Genomic DNA, 19,052 nt, shown 5'->3' with positions numbered 1-19,052 from the left:
TCAGTTCGTGCCCGAGGACAGGTCGGACAATGCCGCCCGTGCCTGGGAATAGGCGGTTGCGCGGGACAGCCAGTCGGCCATCGCGGGAGCTGCCGTGGCGGGCTCCGGCAGGGCCTGCATCTGCGTCAGCGCGGCGTCGATCCGGCCCGCCTGCACGTCGGCATCGGCCCGCGACAGGATCGCGTCGGCATCGTCGCCCTCGCGCGGCTCGACCGACCGGGCGCCCGTCTGGGCGCGCAGGAAGTTGGTCAGCAGGTTCCCCTCGCCGCTGGCGCTGGTGTCACGCAGGCTGGCGCGCAGCGCGGCACGCGCGGCCTCGGGGAAATCGGCCTGCAGTTCGGTCAGGCTGGGCACCTGCGCCTGCAATGCTTCGGGCGTGTCCAGCCCCGCACCTTCCAGAGCCTCGCGGGCCTGGTCGGGCGTCACGCCCGCGTCCAGCGCGGTCTGCAGCGCGGCGATGGCGGCCACGGCCTCGGCCCGGCGGGTGCTTTCGGTGGCGGCACTCTGCAGCTCCTCGGCTTGGGCGCGGGTCTGGTCCAAGCTGGATTGCGCCTCGGCGGCGGCTGCCTCGATCTGCTGCTGCAATTCGGCTGCGGCCTCGGGGTCGAAGGCCGGGCGGGCCGCCAGTTCGTCCAGGCGGGCCTGCTGTTCGTCCAGACGGTCGCGCAGGGCGGCAAGCTCCTCGGTGCCAGCAGCCGGCGTCGCGTCGCCATCGGCCTGCGGGGCGTCCGATTCGGGGGCGGGCTGACCAAGGGCCGCGACCTGCTCCTCCAGCGCCTCGATGCGGGGCATCAGATCGTCGGGCACGCCACCGGCAGCCGGGGCCGCGGCGATCGCCTGTTCGGCGGCCTCGCGTCCGGCCTGCGCGGCTGCGTCGATCATCGCCTGATCGTCACCCTGCTGCGCCATCGGCGCGGCAGGCACCCAACCCGCGGGCAGATGCGGCAGCGCATAGATCGTGGCGGCGGACCCCAGCCCAGCCGCGACGACGCCACCCAGAACCACGGGCCAGAAGCCGGTCTTGCGCACCGGCGCCGCCGCTCTCGCGGGCGTCGTGTGCGGGGGTACGCTGTCGGTCTTGGGATGATCGGATTTGGGCTGATTGGATGTCGGGGCGAAGGGGGTGTCCTTCGGCGCAGCCTTCGCACGCGTGCCGGGCGCGGGCTTCTTTTCCGCCGCGGGCATGGTATTGGTGCCGTCGCCCACCAGGGCCGACGACGCGGGGCGAACCTCTCCGGGCTGGCCCGCCTGCGCGGGGGTGCCTGCGCCGACGGGCGCGTGGTCGATCACGCCGACATGGGCAGGGATCTTGCGGATCTCGGGTCCGGTAGTGGATTCGTTGGCCGGGGACTTGTCCCCGTTGGTGGTGTCTTTCGGTGTCTTCACGTCCCTGTCCCCGTCTTGTGCCCGTATGGATGGCGGTCGCGCGGCACATGCGCCGGCCGCAGCCTAATCAGCGCGGGCTGAACGCTCAACCCGCCCATCTCAGCTTTGTTCCGCCGCCAGCATCGCGCGGATTGCCGCATCCATCGCCCGCCCTGACGGCTGGTCGGCGACCACCCGGCGCGCGGCGGGCGCGGTCCAGGCCGCAGCCGCAGCATCGCTGATCGCGACCACCCACAAGGGCGCCCGCGCCCCCGCCGCCATCCCCGCCAGGAGCCGCGCCGATCGCGGCGAATAGACCGGCACCACCACAGGGCGCACGCCCATCAGCGCCGCGCGGGCGCGGGCCGTCAGGGGCTGGGGCCGCTGGTCATAGACCACGACCCCCGGCACGGCCAGCCGCTGTGCCAAGTGCCGCCCATGCGGATGGACCAACGGAACCGGGCTGGCCGCGATCAGGGGCGCCAGGCTGTCGGCGGTCCCCGCCCCCTGGATCACCGCGAATCCCGCGTCGCGCGCCACCTGGCCCGTGCGTTCACCGACGCAGATCGCGGGCCGGCCGCGCCCCGGCCCCGCGGACGCCACCGCATGGGCCGAGGTGAAGACCAGACCGGGCGCCCGTGCCAAGGCCGCGCCGTCATGGTCCACCGGCACGATCTGCAGGATCGGTGCCACGATGACATCCGCGCCGATCCGCGCGGCGGTACGCTCGGAATCGTCGCCGGGGCGGGTCATCAGCAGGATCGGGCGGGGCGCGGGCGGCATTGGCATCCTGTCGGGCGGGTGTTACGCCCCTGTGGGTACGCGTCCCCCCTCACCCGGGCAAGAGCCATGACCGAGACGATCTTTCTGGGCATCGAGAGCAGCTGCGACGACACCGCCGCCGCGGTAGTCACCGGCGACCGGCGCATCCTGTCCAGCGTGGTCAGCAGCCAGTCCGACCTGCATGCCGATTTCGGCGGCGTCGTGCCCGAGATCGCGGCGCGCGCCCATGCCGAACGCCTGGACCTGGTCGTCGAACAGGCGCTGGCTGATGCCGGGCTGGGTCTGGACGCGCTGACGGGCGTCGCGGTCACCGCCGGGCCCGGCCTGATCGGCGGCGTGATGGCGGGCGTGATGTGCGCCAAGGGCATCGCCGCCGGCACCGGCCTGCCGCTGGTGGGAGTGAACCACCTGGCGGGCCACGCGCTGACCCCGCGTCTGACCGACGGGATCGACTATCCCTATCTGATGCTGCTGGTGTCGGGCGGGCATTGCCAGTTCCTGCGCGTGGACGGTCCGGACGCCTTCACCCGCCTTGGCGGCACCATCGACGACGCACCCGGAGAGGCCTTTGACAAGGTCGCGAAACTGCTGGCCCTGCCGCAGCCCGGCGGCCCGCATGTCGAGGCCGAGGCGGCAGGCGGCGACGCCCATCGCATCTCCCTGCCCCGCCCGCTGCTGGACCGCCCCGGCTGCGACATGAGCTTTTCGGGGCTGAAGACCGCTGTGCTGCGCGCCCGCGACACGCTGATCGCGGATCAGGGAGGCCTGCGCGCCGCCGACCGGCGCGACCTGTGCGCGGCCTTCCAGTCGGCCGTCGCCGATGTGCTGGCGGAAAAGTCGCGCCGCGCGCTGGCGCTGGCGCCGGTGCCGGTGCTGGCCGTCGCCGGGGGCGTCGCCGCGAACGGCGAGATTCGCGCGGCGCTGGAACAGGTCGCGGCACGCGCCGGCGCGCGTTTCCTGGCCCCGCCCCTGCGCCTGTGCACCGACAACGGCGCGATGATCGCATGGGCCGGGATCGAGCGGTTCCGCATGGGTCAGCGTGACGACATGACGCTGTCGGCGCGCCCGCGCTGGCCGCTGGATCAGGGCGCCGCGCCCATGCTGGGCAGCGGCAAGCGGGGGGCCAAGGCATGATCGGCATTCTGGGCGCGGGCGCCTTCGGCACGGCGCTGGCCGTGGCGCTGACCGCCAACGGGCCGGTGACCCTGTGGGGCCGCCGCATCGACTGGCAGGGGGAAAACCCGCGTCTGCCCGGCGTGGCCATGCCCGATGCGGTGACCGTGACGCAGGACTTGGACGCCGCGCTGGCCTGCGACACGATCCTGCTGGCGCTGCCCGCGCAGGCCCTGGGGGCGTTCCTGGACGAACAGGGCCCGCGCCTGGCGGGCAAGGCGCTGGTCAGCACCGCCAAGGGGATCGACCTGCAGCATCTGACCGGACCGTCGGCGCTGATCGCGCAGGCGGTGCCAGATGCGGTGGTGGCGGTCCTGACCGGGCCGTCCTTCGCGGCCGACATCGCGCGTGGGTTGCCCACGGCGCTGACGCTGGCCTGTGCGGACGGGGCCGCGGCGCAGGTGCTGCAGGACCGCCTGTCGACGCCGGTCCTGCGGCTTTACCGCACGACGGACGTGACCGGGGCCGAACTGGGCGGCGCGCTGAAGAACGTGATCGCCATCGCCGCAGGCACGGTGATCGGCGCGGGCCTGGGCGACAGCGCGCGCGCCGCCATCATCACCCGCGGCTTTGCCGAGATGACGCGGCTGGCCATCCATCTGGGCGCGCGGCCCGAGACGCTGACCGGGCTGTCCGGCCTGGGCGACCTGACGCTGACCTGCACCTCTGCGGGGTCGCGGAACTTCCGGTTCGGCTGTGCGATCGGGTCGGGATCGGCCTGGGACAGCGCGACCACCGTCGAAGGTGCCGCCACCGCCCGCGCCTTGGCGCTGATGGCGGCGCGCGACGGGCTGGACCTGCCCATCGCCGCGATGGTCGCCCGCCTTGCCGAGGGGCGCGTTTCGGTGGAAAAGGCCATGGACCACCTGCTGAGCCGACCCCTGAAGGAGGAATGATGCCCCTGTTCGCCGTGATCTGCCGGGACAAGCCCGGTGCGCTGCAAGTCCGCCTGGACACCCGCGACGCCCATCTGGCCCATATCCGCGACAGCGGCATCGTGGCGATGGCCGGTCCCCTGATGGAGGACGGGCAGATGTGCGGATCGCTGGTCGTCCTGGACGCCGATGATCTGGACGCCGCGCAGGCCTGGGCCGCGGCCGATCCCTACAAGGCGGCGGGGTTGTTCGCCTCGGTCGATGTGATCGCCTGGAACAAGGTCATCGGCTGATGGCGCATTGGCTGTTCAAGTCCGAACCCGATGTCTTCGGCTGGGACGACCTGGTCGCCCGAGGCGACGCGGGGGAACAATGGGACGGGGTGCGCAACTATCAGGCGCGCAACAACATGCGCGCGATGCAGGTGGGCGAACTGGGCCTGTTCTATCATTCCAACATCGGCAAGGAGGCCGTGGGCATCGTCGAGGTGATCGCCCCGGCCCATCCCGACACCACCGCGTCCGACCCGAAATGGGAATGCGTGGACATCCGCGCGGTGCGCAAGCTGCCCCGCGCGATCAGCCTGGACGAGGCCAAGGCCGAACCCCGGCTGCGCGACATGGTGCTGGTGAACAATTCGCGCCTGTCCGTGCAGCCGGTCAGCGATGCGGAATGGACGGTGATCCTGGAACTGGCAGGCGATAGGGGCTGACGGCGTCGGTTGCGGCGCGCGACCGGCCCGCCAAGGCGCCGGATCGCGGCCGCGCTGCGGGCACACCCCGTCCCCGCGATGGTTCCGGGCTTCTGCCCTCACCCCCAGCATAGGGGCGCGCGGGGGCGGCTGGCAAAGGCCGAACGCGTCCAGTTTTACGCGTTTGCGCTTCAATCCCGGGCGGTCGCGCGCTAGGGTCGCGGCCGTTCCCATCCCTGCACATCCCCTTGGAGGTCCCATGTCCCAACGTCTGCATCTTGTCTTCGGAGGAGAGCTGGTCGACCCGTCCAGCACCAAGTTCCGCGACCCCTCGCAGATCCACATGGTCGGCATCTTCCCCGATTACGACAGCGCCTTCGCCGCCTGGAAATCCGAGGCGCAGCGCACCGTCGACAGCGCCCATACCCGCTATTTCATCGCCCATCTGCACCGCCTGCGCGACGAGGAACGCGCCGTCAGCGCGACCGAGGAACTGGGCGACTAATGGCCACGGCGGGGTCCGGGCTGGGCCAGCTGGGGCTGTGGCTGCATCTGCGCGGCCGCCGCGGCGACGGCCCCGCCCTGCCCGCCATCCCCGCCGGCACCGGCCCCGCGCTGGCGATCCACACCAGCGCCGACGCCCTGCGCGCCGAACCCCAGATCCTGGGCCGCCTGTCGCGCGCGCGGCCCGGCCTGCGCCTGGTGCGCCTGTCGGCCCAGGGACCGGACGATCCGGGCGACGACCCGGCGCTGGTGTCGCAGGTGCTGGACCGGGCACGGCCGCGTGCCGTCCTGCTCTTGGGCACCGACCTGCCGCCGGCGCTGATCGCGGCTGCCGTCGCGCGCCAGATCCCGGTCATCCTGGCCGAATTCCGGCTGACCGGCAACGATCTGGGCTGGGGCCTGCATGCCCGGATGCGTCGCCAGCTGCTGTCGCAGATGCGGGCGGTGATGGTCTGCGACGCGACCAGCCTCGATCTGGCCCGGCGCATGGGCCTGGGCGCGGGCGATCTGGCGATGACCGGCCCCGTATCCGAGATCCGCGAGCCGCTGCGCTGTTCGGAAACCGAACGGGCATCGATGGCCCAGCAGATGAACGGCCGCCACGCGTGGTTCGCGGCCAGCCTGCCCCCGGCCGAGGAACAGGCCATCCTGTCAGCCCATCAGGCCGCCCTGCGCCGGTCGCACCGGGCCCTGCTGATCATCGCGCCCGATGATCCAAGGCGCATCGACGGCCTGGCCCGCGACATCGAGGCCTGCGGCCTGACCGTCGCCCGCCGCAGCGAGGACGAGGATTTCGGCGACGAGATCCAGGTCCTGCTGACCGACGGCCCGACCGAGATGGGCCTGTGGTACCGGCTGGCGCCCGTCAGCTTCATGGGCGGCACCCTGTCGGGCGACGCCGACGCGATGCGCCACCCCTTCGAACCCGCAGCCCTGGGATCGGCGATCGTGCACGGGCCGCAGGCCGGGCCCCATGCGACCGAATGGCAGCAGCTGACCGGCGCCCATGCGGTGCGTCAGGTCCGCACCGCGGACGACCTGGCCCAAGCCGTCACCGAACTGACGCAGCCGGAAACCATCGCCACGCTGGCCAGCAATGCCTGGATGGTCAGCACCGGCGGTGCCGATGTCGCGATCCGCATCGCTGACCGGGTGATCGCCGCCCTGGACCCTGTCGAAAGCCCCGCCCCATGACGATGACCCGCGCCCCCGGCTTCTGGTTCCACAGCCCGCCCACCGCCGCGGCGCGCCTGCTGGCGCCCCTGGGGGCGGCCTATGCCCGCGCCACGGCCCGCCGCCTGGCGCAGGGCGCGCGGGCGCGGGTCGGCGTGCCGGTCATCTGCGTGGGCAACCTGAACGCGGGCGGCACCGGCAAGACGCCCACGGTGATTCACCTGCAGATGGCGCTGGCCGCGCGCGGGGTGGCGGCGCATGTCGTCTCCAGGGGCTATGGCGGGTCGGCCACGGGGCCGCTGCGCGTGGACGAACGGCGCCACGACGCGGCCCTGACCGGGGACGAGCCCCTGCTGATGGCGGCGTTCGGCCCGGTCTGGGTCGCGGGCGACCGCGTGGCGGGGGCGCGGGCCGCGGCGGCCGACGGCGCGCAGGCGATCATCCTGGACGACGGCTTCCAGGACCCGGCCTTGGCGCATGATCTGGGCATTGTCGTGGTGGACGCGGCCAAGGGGTTCGGCAACGAGCTGTGCATCCCCGCGGGTCCGCTGCGCGAGCCGGTGGCCGTGGGCCTGGCGCGGGCCGACCTGCTGCTGTCCATCGGACCCGATGCGGCGCAGGCGGGCTTTGCCCCGCCCCCCGGCGCGCCGGTACATCTGCGCGGTCAGCTGGCACCGTTGCAGATGGGGTTCGACTGGCGCGGCCACCGGGTGCTGGCCTTTGCCGGCATCGGCCACCCCGAGAAGTTCTTTGCCACCCTGACGGGCCTGGGCGCCCAGATCGTCCGGGCCGAGGCGCTGGACGACCATCAGCCCTTCACCCCGGCGCTGTTGACCCGGCTGGAGACCGAGGCCCGGCTGGTCGGCGCGCAGCTGGTCACCACCGAAAAGGACGCGGCCCGCCTGCCCCGCCCTTTCCGCCCCAAGGTGATGGCGCTGCCCGTGCGGCTGGCCCTGGCAGACGACGCGCCGCTGACGGCCGCGCTGGACCGGCTGTTTGAAATCGCGCCCGCGATGCCGATATAAGGGCGAACGATGCCCGAAAGGATCACCATGTCGCCCACTGCCAAAAGCCGGCTGAGCTTTTACCTGCTGCTGCTGCTGACGCTGTACGCGGCCCTGGCCGGCGCGGGCTGAGGGGGCATCATGTCGCAACGTTTCGGCGGGCGCTTTTCGCCCGACGCGCAGCCGGGGACGCGCCCGGGCGCATCCCTGCCCCCCACCCCCCGCCACCCGCACGAGGGTCGGCCCAAGTGGATCACCCTGGCGGCGACGCCCTTCCTGCTGGGGGCGTTCTTCCAGGGGGCCACGGGGATGGTCACCGACCTTGCAGCCTTCGGCCTGGTTGCCAGCGGCATGGTCCTGACGCGCGAGGGGCTGGTCGCGCAGACGACCTATGCCGCGCGTCGCGTGGCCAAGCGCCCAGCCATTCCGCGCAAGCTGTTCGGCGGCGTGCTGGCCGGGATCGGTCTGGGCCTGGGGGCCGCCGAACCGGGGGTCTGGGCCGAGGCCGGGCTGATCGGCATGGCCGGTCTGGCCCTGCACCAGCTGTCCTTCGGCCTTGACCCTTGGCGTGACAAGACCGCGGCGGGCGTGGACAGCTTTCAGCAGGATCGCGCACAGCGCATGATCGACGAGGCCGAGGGCCATCTGGACCAGATGCGCGACGCCATCGCGCGCAGCGGCGACCGCCGGCTGGTGGCGCGCGTCGCGATGTTCGACGCATCCGTGCGGCACCTGTTCGACCGGGTGCGCGACAATCCCGCCGGGCTGGCATCCTCGCGGCGCTATCTGGGCGTCTACCTGATGGGCGCGCGCGACGCGACGATCCGCTTTGCCGACCTCTATGCGCGGACGCAGGACCAGAAGGCGCGGCGGGATTATGAGGTGTTCCTGGACGATCTGGAAAAGGACTTCATCGCCCGCGCCGACCGGCTGATGGACGGCGACCGCGATGCGCTGGATGTCGAGATGTCGGTCCTGCGCGACCGGCTGGCCCGCGAGGGGCTGACCGGCGCCGCGACGCGCGTCGACCCCGCCGAACGCCCCGCCCTGCAAAGCGCGGAGGCGCAGACGCTGGACGATCTGCTGCGCACGCCGTTCCCGGGACAGAAGGTCCCGCGCGACTGATGCCCCGCTTTGCCCTGCAGGTCGAATATGACGGCGCGCCCTTTGCCGGATGGCAGGCGCAGGCCGACCAGCCCAGCGTCCAGGGCGCGATCGAAACCGCGCTGGCGCGGCTGGACCCCGCTTTCACCACCCGCCGCATCGCCGCCGCCGGGCGCACCGATGCGGGCGTGCATGCCACCGGACAGGTGGCGCATGCCGACCTGGATCGCGATTGGGACCCCTTCCGCCTGTCCGAGGCGCTGAACTGGCACCTGAAGCCCGCGCCCGTCGCCATCCTGCGGGCGGCGCGGGTGCCGGATGATTTCCACGCCCGGTTCTCGGCCGTGGAGCGGCGCTATCTGTTCCGGCTGGTGGCGCGGCGGGCGCCGCTGACGCATGGGCGCGGACAAGTGTGGCAGGTGCTGAACCCGCTGGACGTGGATGCGATGCGCGCGGGCGCGGCCCATCTGGTCGGGCATCACGACTTCACCACGTTCCGGTCGTCGATCTGTCAGGCGAAAAGCCCGGTGAAGTCGCTGGACGAGATCAGGATCGAGGTCGCGGACATCCCGCAGGGATACGAATACCACTTTCACCTGCGCGCGCGATCCTTCCTGCACAACCAAGTCCGGTCCATCGTTGGAACACTGGAACGGGTCGGCGCGGGATCATGGGCGCCGGAACGGGTGGCACAGGCGCTGGCGGCGCGCGACCGGGCGGCCTGCGGGCCGGTCTGTCCGCCCCATGGCCTGTACCTGACCGGGCTGGGCTACCCCTGCGACCCCTTCGACGGGCCGATCGGCAGGTAGGACTGACCGCGACGGCGACGGCGCGGACGTTCGTCGCGGCGCGAGATCACGATCTTGAGGGTGTTCCACAGGATCCACAGATCCAGCCGCAGACTGCGATGGCGCTGATAGATCAGGTCGATCTTCAGCTTGGCCGGCAGGCAGCGGCGGTAATAGGCCATCTCGGTCGCCTCGGCCGACTTGCAGCGGGCCAGGATGCGGTCCTCGTGACGGTGATAGATCAGCGTGGCCAGACCGGTGACGCCGGGGCGCGAATGCAGCACCTGGGCATAGACGGCGGGAAAGCGTTCGACATATTCGCGCAGCGGCGGGCGGGGCCCGACAAAGCTCATGTCGCCGCGCAGGATGTTGAACAGCTGCGGCAGCTCGTCGATACGCGACCGGCGCAGGAAGCGGCCCATCGGCGTGATGCGCCACGCCTTGTGCGCGCCGGTGGCCCCGAAATCGTCCTCCTCGCACAGCATGGTGCGGAACTTCCACTGCGTGAAGGGCTGGTTCGGGGCGCGCATGCGGTGCGCGGCATAAAGGATCGGCCGGCCCTGCAGCAGCAACAGCAATCCCGCGACGGTCAGCATCACGACCGACAGCGGGACCAGCAGGATCAGCACCAGGATCAGGTCGAACGCGCGCTTGGAGACCGGCATGGGATTGACGCCGGGAGCCCGCGCCTCGCCGATGAACCATGCCATCCGGGGCGCGCTGAGCGGCCCCAGATGCGCGGCATCGGCCTTTTCCCAATCATGGTGGATCGTCACGACACCGTCCGCATTGCACATTTCACGCCAGTCAACCTCATCGCGACTAGCACGACATGCAAGCATTGGAAACGGGTGCGGCGCTTTCCTGCGCACTGACTTGCGCGGGCATGGCACTTCGGCCACTGTCGGGGCGAAAGAGGCGGAGGTCCGGCGACACGATGCGGAAATTTCTGGTCCTTCTGGACGACAGCAGGGAATGCCTGAACGCGATGCGCTTCGCCGCGATGCGCGCGGCCAAGTCCCAGGGGGCGGCGGTCGTGATCCTGTCGGTCATTCCCGCCGAGGAGATCCAGCACGGATTCGGCGTGGCGGACGTGATGCGCGCCGAGGCCCGCGAGCGGATCGAGGCGCATTTCGAGGTCTTTGCCAAATGGATGCGGTCGCGCCCCGGAGTCGAGCCGGAGCTGGTCATCCGCGAGGGCGACACCGCCGAGGAGCTGCTGGCCCAGATCACCGAGGACGGCGAGATCGGCGTGGTCGTGCTGGGCCTGTCCTCGGACAAGAGCAGCACCAACCCGGTCCTGACGCGGCTGATGCGCGATCCGACCGCCCTGCCCTGCGCCATTTCGCTGGTGCCCGGCGATCTGTCCAAGGAGCGGCTGGAGGCCATCACCTGAGAGCCCCGGCGGCTTGACCCAAGCGCCCCGGATCGCCATATCGGGATCAAAGGAGCGCCCCCATGTTCATCCAGACCGAGACGACGCCGAACCCCGCAACGCTGAAATTCCTGCCCGGAGAGACGGTGCTGGGCAGCGGCACGGCCGATTTCCCGACCCCCGAGACCGGGGCCGCATCGCCCCTGGCGCGGCGGATCTTTGCGGTGGACGGCGTGACCGGCGTGTTTCTGGGCCGTGATTTCGTGACCGTCACCAAGGCCGACCAGGTGCCGTGGGATCATCTGAAGCCGTCTGTGCTGGGCGCGATCATGGAGCACTTCCAGTCGGGTGCCCCGGCGATCGAGGGCGCGGCGGCGGACACGGGCGGCCATGTCGCCCATGAGGCCGGCCCGGACGCCGAGATCGTGGTGCAGATCAAGGAGCTGCTGGACACGCGCGTCCGCCCGGCGGTTGCGCAGGACGGCGGCGACATCACCTTCCACGGTTTTGATCGCGGCATCGTCTATCTGCACATGCAGGGGGCCTGCGCGGGCTGTCCGTCCTCGACCCTGACACTGAAGATGGGGATCGAGAACCTGCTGCGTCATTACATCCCCGAGGTCGTCGAGGTCAGGCCCGTTGCCTGACCGGATCACCACCGATCCAGTGGTTCTGGGTTTCGACACATCGGCCGCGCATTGCGCGGCCGCTTTGCTGCGCGGCGACGCGGTTCTGGCGGCGGTCCATGAGGACATGGCCAAGGGACAGGCGGAGCGCCTGATGCCAATGCTGGAGGAGATGCTGACCGGCGCGGGCCTGGGCTGGGGCGACCTGGATGTGATCGGGGTCGGCACGGGGCCGGGTAACTTCACCGGCATCCGCGTGGCGGTGGCGGCGGCGCGCGGCCTGGCCCTGTCCCTGGGCATCCCCGCCATCGGGGTCGAGGCGCCCGAGGCGCTGGCCTGGGGCCTGCCGCGGCCTTGCCGGGTGGTGATCGCGGGCCGGGGCGACATGGTCATCTGGCAGGACTTTGCCGAGGGCGCGGAGAGCCGGCCGCGGCAGGCTGCGGCCGGCGCGCTGCCGCCCGGCCCTGCGCAGGCTGCGCCTGCGACAGGAATTGCCGAGGGTGTGGCACGCCTGGCCGCGGCCCGCGCGAATCTGCCGCAGCCCCGCCCCGCGCCGGTCTATCTGCGCCCGGCGGATGCCGCGCCCGCCCGCGATGCGCCCCCGGTGATCCTGGCGTGACGCCCGAGGATCTGGCCGCGCTGCATGCGCGGTGCTTCGACAGCCCGCGCCCCTGGTCGGCCGACGAATTCGCCAGCCTTCTGGCGGGTCGTGGGACGTTCCTGCTGGAGGCGCCGCACGGTTTCCTGATGGGGCGCGCCATCGCCGGCGAGGCGGAGCTGCTGACCGTGGCCGTGGACCCGCAGGCGCGGCGGGCGGGCACGGGCCGCGCGCTGGTTGCCGCATTCGCGGGCAAAGCGGCGGCGATGGGGGCCGAGGAGGCCTTTCTGGAGGTCGCGCATGACAACCTTGCGGCACGGCGGCTGTATCAGGCCACGGGATGGCTGGAAGCGGGCGTCCGGCGGCGATATTACGGGCCTGCGACGGACGCGATCGTGATGCGTCTGACGCTGCGTGCGACCCAAGAAGGCGGTTGACCGGACCCCGTGCGATGCGCCCTAATCGGGCGATCAGCGGGCCCGTTGAATCGCCCGCGAAAAACAGGATGAGGTTCCTTTATGTCCCTGATGAAATCGCTGCTGGCGGGCTCGGCCCTGGCCGTGCTGTCGACCGGTGCGGCGCTGGCCGATCCGGCGCTGATCTATGACCTGGGCGGCAAGTTCGACAAGTCGTTCAACGAGGCGGCGTTCGGCGGCGCGCAGCGTTGGGTCGAGGAGACCGGCGGCACCTATCGCGAGTTGGAGATGCAGTCCGAGGCACAGCGCGAGCAGGCCCTGCGCCGCCTGGCCGAAAGCGGATCGAACCCGATCGTCATGACCGGCTTCGCCTTTGGCGACGTGCTGACCAAGGTCGCGGGCGACTATCCGGACACAAAATTCGCCATCATCGACATGGTGGTCGAGGCGCCGAACGTGCAATCGGTCGTCTTCACCGAGGAGCAGGGCAGCTATCTGGCCGGCGTCATGGCCGGGATGGCATCCGAATCCGGCACCGTCGGCTTCATCGGCGGCATGGACATCCCGCTGATCCGCAAGTTTGAATGCGGCTTTGCCCAGGGGTTCAAGTCGGTCCAGCCCGAAGGTTCGCTGGTCAGCAACTATACCGGCACGACGCCCGCCGCCTGGAACGACCCCGTCAAGGGTGGTGAGTTGGCGCGCGCCCAGAAATCGCAGGGCGCCGATGTGATCTATGCGGCCGCCGGCGGCACCGGCATCGGCGTGCTGCAGGCCGCCGCCGACGAGGGCATCCTGGCCATCGGCGTGGATAGCAACCAGAACGCGCTGCATCCGGGCCAGATCCTGACCTCGATGGTCAAGCGCGTGGACAATGCGGTCTTCGACGCCTTCACGGCGGGCACCGACCTGGAGCCGGGCGTCAAGGTCATGGACCTGGCCGCGGGCGGCGTGGACGTCGCGGTCGACGACAACAACGCCGAGCTGGTCACCGCCGAGATGCAGGCCGCCGTGGACGAGGCCAAGGCTGCCATCGCCTCGGGCGAGGTCACGGTGCATGACTTCATGACCGACAACGCCTGCCCGGCGTCGTAATGACCACTGCGGGCGACATGCTGGGGGGGCGGTCGGACACGGCCGCCCCCGCTGCCATCGAGCTGCGCGGCATCTCGAAGGCGTTCGGGGCCGTTCAGGCGAACCGCGACATCAGCCTGGCCGTGCCCAAGGGCACGATCCACGGCATCATCGGAGAGAACGGCGCCGGGAAATCGACGCTGATGTCGATCCTGTACGGGTTCTACAAACCCGATGCGGGCCAGATCCTGGTGGGCGGAAAGCCAATCAGCATCAGCGACAGCCAGACCGCGATCCGTGCGGGCATCGGCATGGTGTTCCAGCACTTCAAGCTGGTGCAGAACTTCACCGTGCTGGAGAACATCATCCTGGGCGTCGAGGATGGCGCCCTGCTGCGCCCGTCGCTGTCCAAGGCGCGCGGCGTCCTGAAGCGCCTGGCCGCCGAATACCAGTTGAACGTGGACCCCGACGAGGTGGTGGAAAACCTTTCCGTCGGACACCAGCAGCGGGTCGAGATCCTCAAGGCGCTGTATCGCCAGGCCGACATCCTGATCCTGGACGAACCGACCGGCGTGCTGACGCCCGCCGAGGCCGACCACCTGTTCCGCATCCTCAAGGGGCTGCGCGACGAGGGCAAGACGATCATCCTGATCACGCACAAGCTGCGCGAGATCATGGAGATCACCGACAACGTGTCCGTGATGCGCCGCGGCGAGATGGTCGCCTCGGTCCGGACCGCCCAGACCAGCCCCGAGCAGCTGGCCGAGCTGATGGTCGGCCGCAAGGTGCTGCTGAACGTGGACAAGCAGCCGGCGCGGCCGCAGGCCCCGGTCCTTGAGGTGCGCGGCCTGACCATGGTCGATGCCGAGGGGGTGGAACGCCTGCGCGGCATCGACCTGGACATCCGCGCCGGAGAGATCCTGGGCATCGCGGGCGTCAGCGGCAACGGCCAGACCCAGCTGCTGGAGATCCTGGGCGGATACCCGGAAAAGGGCGCCAAGGTCACGGGCGAGGTGCGCATGAACGGCGCCGCCCTGCCCCTGACCGGATCGGGCTGCGATGCCGGTCAGCGCCGCCGCGACGGCGTGGGCCACATCCCCGAGGACCGTCAGGTCGAAGGCCTGATCATGGATTTCGCCGCGTGGGAGAACGTGGCCTTCGGCTGGCACGACGCGCCCGAGTTCAACAAGGGCTGGCTGATGGACAACGACGCCATCCGCCGCGACGCCCAGGCCAAGATGGAGCGGTTCGACGTGCGCCCGCGCGACTGCCACCTGGCGGCGCGCAACTTCTCGGGCGGGAACCAGCAGAAGATCGTCGTCGCCCGCGAGATCGAGCGCAACCCCGACCTGCTGCTGATCGGCCAGCCCACGCGTGGCGTGGACATCGGCGCGATCGAGTTCATCCACAAGCAGATCGTGGCGCTGCGCGACGCGGGCAAGGCGATCCTGCTGGTCAGCGTGGAGCTGGACGAGATCCTAGCCCTGTCGGACCGCGTGGCCGTGATGTTCGACGGCCGCATCATGGGCGAACGCCTGCCCGCACAGACCACCACCGGGGAACTGGGCCTGCTGATGGCGGGCATCACCGACACCAGGAACGTCCCCGACGATGCGGGCATCCCGCCGGGAACCGCCCATGACCTGCCGGAGGGACGCGCCTGATGGACAAGATGCCGAAATGGGCGGACGTCATCCTGACGCCGCTGATCTCTCTGGTGCTGGCGATGGGCATTTCCGCGCTGGTGATCCTGGCCATCGGGGAAAGCCCCTGGATGGCGCTGACCACGATGGTCGAAGGGGCGCTCGGCTCCAGCTATGGCTGGGGCTTCACGCTGTATTACGCGACGAACTTCATCTTCACGGGGCTGGCGGTGATGGTCGCCTATCACGCGGCCCTGTTCAACATCGGCGGCGAGGGGCAGGCGGCGATGGGCGGCCTGGGGGTCGCGCTGGTGCTGCTGTTCCTGCCGCTGCCGCATTGGGCGATCGCCCTGCCGGTGGCGATGCTGGGCGCCGCGGCCTTCGGGGCGGCCTGGGCCTTCATCCCCGCGATCCTGCAGGCGAAACGCGGCAGCCACATCGTGATCACCACGATCATGTTCAACTTCATCGCCGCGGCCACGCTGAACTATGTGCTGGTGAACCAGCTGCGCCCGACGGGCAGCATGGACCCGGCCTCCGCCCGCTTTCCCGAGGCCACGAACCTGCCCGCGCTGACCGACATCGCGGCGGGCATGGGGTTTGAATGGGGCCGCAACACCCCGGTCAACGTGACCTTCCTGGTGGCGCTGGCGGCCTGCTTCCTGATCTGGGTGCTGATCTGGCGGACGCGTCTGGGCTATCAGATCCGCGCCTTCGGCAAGTCCGAACCGGGCGCGGTCTATGCGGGCATCAACCCGGTGCGCATCACCGTCATCGCCATGCTGATCTCGGGCGCGCTGGCGGGGATGATGGCCATCAACAACGTGATGGGCGAATCCGAACGCCTGGTCCTGAACGCGGTCGAGGGTGCGGGCTTCATCGGCATCGCGGTCGCGCTGATGGGCCGCAACCACCCCCTGGGCATCCTGCTGGCGGCACTGCTGTTCGGCTTCCTGTATCAGGGTGGCGGAGAGCTGGCGCTGTGGACCACCATCCCGCGCGAGCTGATCATCGTCATCCAGGCCCTGGTGATCCTGTTCACCGGCGCGCTGGACAACATGGTCCGCATGCCGCTGGAACGGCTGTTCCTGACCATGAAACGGACCAGCCGGGGGGCGGTGAAATGAACATCCGCGAATCGCTGATCGCAATCATCGTCCTGGCCATCTGCCTGGTCTGGGCCTTTGCCGACGGCGCCGCCGCCCAGCAGGGCATCGGCAGCGCGCTGCGCCTGATGACGCCGCTGCTGCTGGCCTGCCTGGCGGGGCTTTATTCCGAACGCGCCGGGGTCTTCGACATCGGGCTGGAGGGCAAGATGCTGATGGCGGCCTTCACCGCCGCATCGGTCGCCTACATCACCGGCAGCGCCTGGCTGGGCCTGGCCGCGGGCATCGCCGGGTCGTTGGCCCTGTCGCTGGTCCATGGGCTGGCCTCGATCACCTTCATGGGCAATCAGCTGATCTCGGGCGTGGCGATCAACTTCCTGGCCTCGGGGCTGACGGTGCTGGTCGGACAGAACGCCTTCGGACTGGGCGGGCGCACGCCGGCCCTGACCGGTGCGGGGCGGTTCAACCCGATCACCCTGCCCGGCGCCGAGGCGCTGCGCGACGTCCCCGTACTGGGCCCGATCTATTCCGGGCTGATCTCGGGGCAGACGATCCTGGTCTATGTGGCCTTCGCGCTGGTGCCGATCACCTGGTGGGTGCTGTACCGCACCCGGTTCGGCCTGCGCCTGCGCGCGGTGGGGGAAAACCCCGCCTCGGTCGATACGGCGGGCGTGTCTGTCACCCGGCTGCGCTATACCGCGGTGGCCATTGCAGGGGTGCTGTGCGGCATCGCGGGCGCCTATCTGGCGACCGGCCTGTCGGCGGGCTTCGTCAAGGAGATGACCGCCGGGCGCGGCTTCATCGCGCTGGCCGCGCTGATCTTTGCCAAGTGGCGGCCGTGGCAGGCGCTGTTCGCGACGTTCCTGTTCGGTCTGCTCGAGGCGATCGCCAACCTGTATCCCAACCTGGACCTGGGGATCATCACGGTGCCGTCCATGTTCATGAACGCGCTGCCCTATATCCTGACGGTGGTGATCCTGGCCGGCTTCGTCGGCCGCGCCATCCCGCCCCGCGCCGGAGGAGAGCCCTATGTCAAGGAGCGTTGAGCTTGCCGCCCTGATCCGCGACCGCGCGGGTCAGGAGGCGCCCGAATACGGCCTGATCCTGGGGTCCGGGCTGGGCCACCTGTCGGCATGCGTCGACGGCGTGGCGATCCCCTATGACGACCTGCCGGGCTTTCCCCATGCGGGCGTGTCGGGCCATGTGCCCCAGCTGGTTATCGGCCAGCTGGAGGGAGTGCGGGTCGCGGTCTTCGGGGGGCGGTCGCATTACTATGAATCCGGGCGGGCGGACGCGATGCGTCTGCCGCTGGAGGTGCTAGCGGCCCTGGGATGCGACAAGCTGATCCTGACCAACGCCGCCGGGTCGCTGCGCCCCGACATCCCGACCGGCGGGCTGATGCTGCTGAACGACCACATCGCGTTTGCCGGCACCAACCCCCTGATCGGAGAGGCGACCGACGTGCGATTCGTGCCCATGACCGACGCGCATGACGCCACGATGCGTGCGGCCCTGCTGGCCGCCGCCGAGGCCGAAGGGGTGGAGCTGCCGCAGGGTGTCTACTGCTGGTTCTCGGGACCCAGCTTCGAGACCCCGGCCGAGATCCGCGCCGCCCGCGTGCTGGGCGCCGATGCGGTGGGCATGTCGACGGTGCCCGAGATCATCCTGGCACGGTTCCTGGGCCTCAGGACGGCGGCGATCTCGGTCGTCACCAACATGGGGGCGGGGCTGTCCGACGAATCGATCAGCCACGACCACACCAAGGCGATGGCCCCCCTGGGCGCCGCCAAGCTTGAAACCGTGCTGCGCCGTTTCCTGAAGGATCAGGCCAGGTAGCGGGCGAACCAGTCCAGCGTCCGCTGCCACGCCAGTTCCGCGGCCTCGGGGTCGTATCGCGGCGTCGAATCGTTGTGAAAGCCGTGGTTGGTGCCCGGATAGACATGCGCCTCATAGGTCTTGCCGGCCTCCTTCAGCGCGGCCTCGTAGGCGGGCCAGGTGGCGTTGACGTTGTCGTCGATCTCGGCGAACTGGAACAGCAGCGGCACCTCGATCTTGGGAACGTCAGCCACGGGGGCCTGCCGGCCATAGAACGGCACCGACGCGCCCAGTTCCGGATAGGCCACCGCCAGCGCGTTGCACACGCCCCCGCCATAGCAGAAGCCCACCGCGCCGACCTTGCCCGTCGACTGCTCATGCGCCATCAGATGTTCGGCCCCCGCAAAGAAATCGTTCATCAGCAGGGTCGGATCGACCTCGGCCTGCAGGGCGCGCCCCTCCTCGTCATTGCCGGGATAGCCGCCCTTGGAGGTCAGCCCGTCCGGCGCCAGCGCCAGATAGCCCGCCTTGGCCAGGCGCCGCGCGACGTCCTCGATATAGGGGTTCAGACCGCGGTTCTCGTGGATCACCAGCACCGCGGGCCAGGGCCCCTCGCCCGCCGGGGCCACCTGATAGGCACGAACCTCGCCATGCCCCTCGGGCGACGGATAGGTCACGTATTCGGGAAGGATATCGGGATCGGTAAAGCTGACCTGCTGGGCCAGCGCATAGTTCGGCCGCAGCATGTTCAACAGCGCCAGCGCCGTGACGCCGCCGACCGCGAACTTGCCAGCCCGGTCCAGGAACTGCCGCTTGGTGATGCGGCCGTGGGCATAGAAATCGTACAGCTCCAGCAGTTCCTGGGGGAAATCCTTGGCACTCATCCGGGTCATCGCGCTCTCCTGACATGGGGTCGCGGTCAGACTAGGCCAGCCCGCCCCC

At 70.3% G+C, this 19,052-nt stretch carries 22 protein-coding genes; 18 read left to right on the top strand and 4 right to left on the bottom strand.

What is annotated here, in order from left to right; all coding sequences use genetic code 11:
- Entirely contained in the window at positions 1-1,386 is a 1,386-nt protein-coding gene (locus SY26_RS15920; RefSeq protein ID WP_046001323.1) for a COG4223 family protein, read from the bottom strand.
- A 99-nt stretch (positions 1,387-1,485) separates the two neighbouring features.
- Positions 1,486-2,148, bottom strand: a complete 663-nt coding sequence (locus SY26_RS15915) for a uroporphyrinogen-III synthase (RefSeq protein WP_046001322.1) — start codon at positions 2,146-2,148, stop codon at positions 1,486-1,488.
- 66 nt (positions 2,149-2,214) lie between these two features.
- Between SY26_RS15915 and tsaD the strand changes: the two genes are divergently transcribed.
- From tsaD to truA, 9 genes are all read left to right on the top strand, one after another.
- Positions 2,215-3,282 carry a tRNA (adenosine(37)-N6)-threonylcarbamoyltransferase complex transferase subunit TsaD gene (gene tsaD, locus SY26_RS15910; protein ID WP_046001321.1) on the top strand — a complete coding sequence of 356 codons (1,068 nt, stop codon included), beginning with the start codon at positions 2,215-2,217 and terminating at the stop codon, positions 3,280-3,282.
- A complete protein-coding gene (locus SY26_RS15905) occupies positions 3,279-4,217 on the top strand; it encodes an NAD(P)H-dependent glycerol-3-phosphate dehydrogenase (protein ID WP_046001320.1) in 939 nt (312 codons plus the stop codon). The genes tsaD and SY26_RS15905 overlap by 4 nt, the downstream gene beginning before the upstream one ends.
- A complete protein-coding gene (locus tag SY26_RS15900) occupies positions 4,217-4,489 on the top strand; it encodes a YciI family protein (protein ID WP_046001319.1) in 273 nt (90 codons plus the stop codon). The genes SY26_RS15905 and SY26_RS15900 overlap by 1 nt, the downstream gene beginning before the upstream one ends.
- Positions 4,489-4,908, top strand: a complete 420-nt coding sequence (locus SY26_RS15895; RefSeq protein ID WP_046001318.1) for an EVE domain-containing protein — start codon at positions 4,489-4,491, stop codon at positions 4,906-4,908. The genes SY26_RS15900 and SY26_RS15895 overlap by 1 nt, the downstream gene beginning before the upstream one ends.
- Before the next feature lie 238 nt (positions 4,909-5,146).
- The gene (locus tag SY26_RS15890; RefSeq protein WP_045983303.1) at positions 5,147-5,392 is read left to right on the top strand and encodes a DUF4170 domain-containing protein; all 246 of its coding nucleotides are present in this window, start codon (positions 5,147-5,149) and stop codon (positions 5,390-5,392) included.
- Positions 5,392-6,585 (top strand): 3-deoxy-D-manno-octulosonic acid transferase, encoded by a 1,194-nt coding sequence (locus tag SY26_RS15885; protein WP_046001317.1) that lies wholly within the window; start codon positions 5,392-5,394, stop codon positions 6,583-6,585. The genes SY26_RS15890 and SY26_RS15885 overlap by 1 nt, the downstream gene beginning before the upstream one ends.
- Complete coding sequence (gene lpxK, locus SY26_RS15880; RefSeq protein ID WP_232303371.1) at positions 6,582-7,589, top strand: tetraacyldisaccharide 4'-kinase; 1,008 nt, start codon at positions 6,582-6,584, stop codon at positions 7,587-7,589. Before SY26_RS15885 ends, lpxK begins: the two co-directional genes overlap by 4 nt.
- Positions 7,590-7,709: 120 nt before the next feature.
- Positions 7,710-8,693: a 5-bromo-4-chloroindolyl phosphate hydrolysis family protein gene (locus SY26_RS15875; protein ID WP_046001316.1), complete on the top strand. Its 984-nt coding sequence runs from the start codon at positions 7,710-7,712 to the stop codon at positions 8,691-8,693.
- Entirely contained in the window at positions 8,693-9,481 is a 789-nt protein-coding gene (gene truA / locus SY26_RS15870; protein WP_046001315.1) for a tRNA pseudouridine(38-40) synthase TruA, read from the top strand. Before SY26_RS15875 ends, truA begins: the two co-directional genes overlap by 1 nt.
- Here the strand turns inward: truA and SY26_RS15865 are convergent.
- On the bottom strand, positions 9,442-10,236 hold the full coding sequence (locus SY26_RS15865) for a sugar transferase (protein ID WP_084693897.1): 795 nt from the start codon (positions 10,234-10,236) through the stop codon (positions 9,442-9,444). The two genes, truA and SY26_RS15865, sit on opposite strands and share 40 nt — an antisense overlap.
- A gap of 161 nt (positions 10,237-10,397) precedes the next feature.
- On the opposite strand from SY26_RS15865, the gene SY26_RS15860 reads away from it, so the two are divergent.
- The 9 genes from SY26_RS15860 (at position 10,398) to SY26_RS15820 (ending at position 18,131) form a co-directional block, all read left to right on the top strand.
- On the top strand, positions 10,398-10,856 hold the full coding sequence (locus tag SY26_RS15860) for a universal stress protein (protein WP_042250295.1): 459 nt from the start codon (positions 10,398-10,400) through the stop codon (positions 10,854-10,856).
- A gap of 62 nt (positions 10,857-10,918) precedes the next feature.
- Positions 10,919-11,482: a NifU family protein gene (locus SY26_RS15855; protein WP_046001314.1), complete on the top strand. Its 564-nt coding sequence runs from the start codon at positions 10,919-10,921 to the stop codon at positions 11,480-11,482.
- On the top strand, positions 11,475-12,080 hold the full coding sequence (gene tsaB, locus SY26_RS15850; protein ID WP_232303370.1) for a tRNA (adenosine(37)-N6)-threonylcarbamoyltransferase complex dimerization subunit type 1 TsaB: 606 nt from the start codon (positions 11,475-11,477) through the stop codon (positions 12,078-12,080). The genes SY26_RS15855 and tsaB overlap by 8 nt, the downstream gene beginning before the upstream one ends.
- Entirely contained in the window at positions 12,077-12,496 is a 420-nt protein-coding gene (locus SY26_RS15845) for a GNAT family N-acetyltransferase (protein WP_046001313.1), read from the top strand. Before tsaB ends, SY26_RS15845 begins: the two co-directional genes overlap by 4 nt.
- Before the next feature lie 81 nt (positions 12,497-12,577).
- The gene (locus SY26_RS15840) at positions 12,578-13,567 is read left to right on the top strand and encodes a BMP family protein (RefSeq protein WP_046001312.1); all 990 of its coding nucleotides are present in this window, start codon (positions 12,578-12,580) and stop codon (positions 13,565-13,567) included.
- Complete coding sequence (locus tag SY26_RS15835) at positions 13,567-15,210, top strand: ABC transporter ATP-binding protein (RefSeq protein ID WP_084693885.1); 1,644 nt, start codon at positions 13,567-13,569, stop codon at positions 15,208-15,210. Before SY26_RS15840 ends, SY26_RS15835 begins: the two co-directional genes overlap by 1 nt.
- Positions 15,210-16,316: an ABC transporter permease gene (locus SY26_RS15830; RefSeq protein WP_046001311.1), complete on the top strand. Its 1,107-nt coding sequence runs from the start codon at positions 15,210-15,212 to the stop codon at positions 16,314-16,316. The genes SY26_RS15835 and SY26_RS15830 overlap by 1 nt, the downstream gene beginning before the upstream one ends.
- Positions 16,313-17,341 (top strand): ABC transporter permease, encoded by a 1,029-nt coding sequence (locus SY26_RS15825; RefSeq protein ID WP_084693884.1) that lies wholly within the window; start codon positions 16,313-16,315, stop codon positions 17,339-17,341. Before SY26_RS15830 ends, SY26_RS15825 begins: the two co-directional genes overlap by 4 nt.
- Positions 17,325-18,131 carry a purine-nucleoside phosphorylase gene (locus SY26_RS15820; protein ID WP_046001310.1) on the top strand — a complete coding sequence of 269 codons (807 nt, stop codon included), beginning with the start codon at positions 17,325-17,327 and terminating at the stop codon, positions 18,129-18,131. Before SY26_RS15825 ends, SY26_RS15820 begins: the two co-directional genes overlap by 17 nt.
- On the opposite strand, the gene yghX is transcribed toward SY26_RS15820, so the two are convergent.
- Positions 18,119-19,003 (bottom strand): YghX family hydrolase, encoded by an 885-nt coding sequence (gene yghX, locus SY26_RS15815; RefSeq protein WP_046001309.1) that lies wholly within the window; start codon positions 19,001-19,003, stop codon positions 18,119-18,121. The two genes, SY26_RS15820 and yghX, sit on opposite strands and share 13 nt — an antisense overlap.
- Between the last annotated feature and the right edge of the window lie 49 nt (positions 19,004-19,052).

This window comes from Paracoccus sp. 228, assembly GCF_000967825.1.
GTDB lineage: Bacteria > Pseudomonadota > Alphaproteobacteria > Rhodobacterales > Rhodobacteraceae > Paracoccus > Paracoccus marcusii.
Note: the sequence above shows the minus strand (reverse complement) of the source record. Positions and strands in the feature narration are given on the sequence as shown.